Here is a 2,591-nt window from a genome sequence, read left to right on the forward strand (position 1 = left end):
GGTCAGATCATGACGAAGCATGGCCGCGTGCGAAATTCGTTCGTTCCACTACGCATTACTACGTAGTGCGGCCAAGGCCGCGATGACATCGGGGCCGGAAAGAGGTTTGTGAAGGACAAGAATGTTCTGAGGCCTCGCCCGGTCGATGTCTTCATCTGCAAGCAACAGGACTCTCTTGCCGGCCGCCAGCGCCAAGCATGCTTCGATGTCCGTCACCGGAAGAGATCCGTCAAGCACGAGGATCTCGGCCGCAGAGCTTCGCTCTTTTGCTGCAAGCCATGACTGGAACTGCTCGACCTGGTATCCATGCGCCTGCATTGCGAAGACCAATGAGCGGAGCAAGGCTTCGTCTTTCGCAATGGTGACGACAGGTGGCGGGCTGGACACTGCAGTTCCGTGGGTTCGAGCGATAATTCCTCAAACTTCGCACAGACTGAAAGTCCAGGCTTTGTCCCAGATCAAGATGATGGCGCGATTAGTCTGCGGTTTCCGCTGCGAGAGACATTCTGACAAGTTCCGGGAGACTGCGGGCCTGCATCTTCGCCATGACGTTCGCCCGGTGAACTTCAACGGTGCGCGGGCTGATGTCGAGCGTAAAGGCGATCGCCTTGTTCGGTTGTCCAGCAACGACCGCGGTTAGAACCTGACGCTCGCGGTCGCTGAGGGTGCTGATGCGCGCCCGAATGTCTTCAGCACTCTCGATTGGCGACGATGCATCGCTCAAACGCTCAGAGGCGCGTCGGATCGCTTCAACAATGGTGTGGTCGTCAAAGGGCTTTTCAATGAAGTCTACGGCTCCCGCTTTCATCGCTTCGACCGCCATCGGCACATCCCCATGGCCAGTTATCATGATCGACGGGATGGTTGTCTTGAGGGCGACCAGTCGGCGAATGAGGTCCAATCCGCTAAGGTCCGGCATGCGCATGTCGGTAATGAGCACGGCTTGCCGCAGATTTGGAGCAACGGAGAGGAACGCAGTGGCGGACTCGTGCACTCGAACACCCAGTCCGTTCATCGTCAACAAAAATGCGAGCGATTTCCTGACCGCCTCTTCGTCATCGACAATATGCACGGTGAAATCGTCAATCGGCATTTTCTTCCTCGTTGTATTGCGGCAAGGTAAAGCTGAAGCGCGCGCCGCCCAAACTCCCGCTGAAGACGGTTAGATCGCCACCATGCGCCTCGACGATGCGCTTGGAGATCGACAACCCAATGCCCATGCCACCAGCCTTGGTCGTTGTGAACGGCTTAAACAAGTTGGCGGCAATTTCCTCAGGTATGCCAGCGCCGGAGTCTTCGACCGCAATCATGACCTCTGTAGTGCCCAAGCGCCGAATGGTGACCAAAAGTTCCTTCTTGGGCGTATTTTTCATCGCCTCTACGGCGTTGCGCATAAGGTTTGTCAGCACCTGCTGTATCTGGATTCGGTCGACCAGGACCTGGTCTGCGCCTGATTCGAAATCGAAGACCGTTCGCACGCCTTTCTCACGCGACCCGACCAAAGCAAGCGCGCCGGCTTCTTCGACCAGTTGCCGCAGGTTGTGGGGAGACTTATCCGTCTCTCCCTTGGTGACGAATTCCCGCAAGTGTTTGATGATTTGTCCCGCACGCAGGCTCTGTTCGCCGGCTTCCTTCAGCGCATCCCGTATCTGGATGTCGCGCGGACTTTCGGCTTGCTGAAGCAGCCGCCCGCAACCGTGGACATAATTGGCTATAGCGGAGAGTGGCTGGTTCAATTCGTGGGCGAGCGTCGAGGCCATTTCGCCCATTTCGTTGAGACGGGCGAGGCGAGCCAACTCCGTCTGAACCTCTTGCAGACGAGCGGCCGATTCTTCGCGCTCAGTCAGGTCGCGTATAAAACCTGTGAAAAACCTTCGACCACCGGATCTCATCTCCCCGACGGCAAGTTTCATGGGAAAGGTCGACCCGTCCTTTCGTTGACCGACGACCACACGGTCGGTTCCGATAATACGTTTTTCACCGGTCGAGAGGTACCGCTCGAGATAGCCGTCGTGTTCCTTGCGATAGGGTTGCGGCATCAGCATCCGCAGATTTTGGCCGATCACCTCATCTTCGCGGTAGCCAAACTGTCTGATGGCCGCAGCGTTGAACGATACGATCGTGCCGTCCTGCTCGCTGACGATGGTGGCGTCGAGAACAGTGTCCAGGATCGACCGGAGATGCGCCTCTCTAGTACGCAAGGCTTCGTCAGCGGTTGTTAACTCATGTTGAGCGCGTCGGAGCATTTCTCCCAAGAAGGAAATTGCGACCCCCACGGTGGTGAACACGACCAATTCCGGTATCTGTACCCCGCCAGGAGTAAGTGACCGAAGATAGGCTGCCGAACCGATGGAAGCGATGACAGCAAGGATCCCGGGACCGATGCCCCCGATTGCGGCTGCAAGGAGGACGGGGGGCACGAAAAGAATGTAGATTGCCCGATCATCTAGAACACCCATTAGGAAATAGCGAAGGACAAAGGCAATCAAGACCGCGGTGGCGGCAAATCCGTACGCTTTGACGGGTGACGAATTTCTGTGGAGCACGCAATCCGAAATGGTGCGCATGAAGCCGGCCCGACCAGTGAGCAT

The 2,591-nt window shown here is 57.0% G+C and carries 3 protein-coding genes; all 3 read right to left on the reverse strand.

Features of this window, described 5'->3' with window-relative positions:
* Positions 1-48 precede the first annotated feature (48 nt).
* Positions 49-387, reverse strand: coding sequence for a hypothetical protein (locus tag IB262_RS35345; RefSeq protein WP_029742522.1), 339 nt, complete (start codon positions 385-387; stop codon positions 49-51).
* 88 nt (positions 388-475) lie between these two features.
* Positions 476-1,087 (reverse strand): response regulator FixJ, encoded by a 612-nt coding sequence (gene fixJ, locus IB262_RS35350; RefSeq protein WP_029742523.1) that lies wholly within the window; start codon positions 1,085-1,087, stop codon positions 476-478.
* Positions 1,083-2,591, reverse strand: coding sequence for a PAS domain-containing sensor histidine kinase (locus tag IB262_RS35355; protein ID WP_113080950.1), 1,509 nt, complete (start codon positions 2,589-2,591; stop codon positions 1,083-1,085). Before IB262_RS35355 ends, fixJ begins: the two co-directional genes overlap by 5 nt.

Source organism: Ensifer sp. ENS02, from assembly GCF_014851885.1.
Taxonomy (GTDB): domain Bacteria; phylum Pseudomonadota; class Alphaproteobacteria; order Rhizobiales; family Rhizobiaceae; genus Ensifer; species Ensifer adhaerens.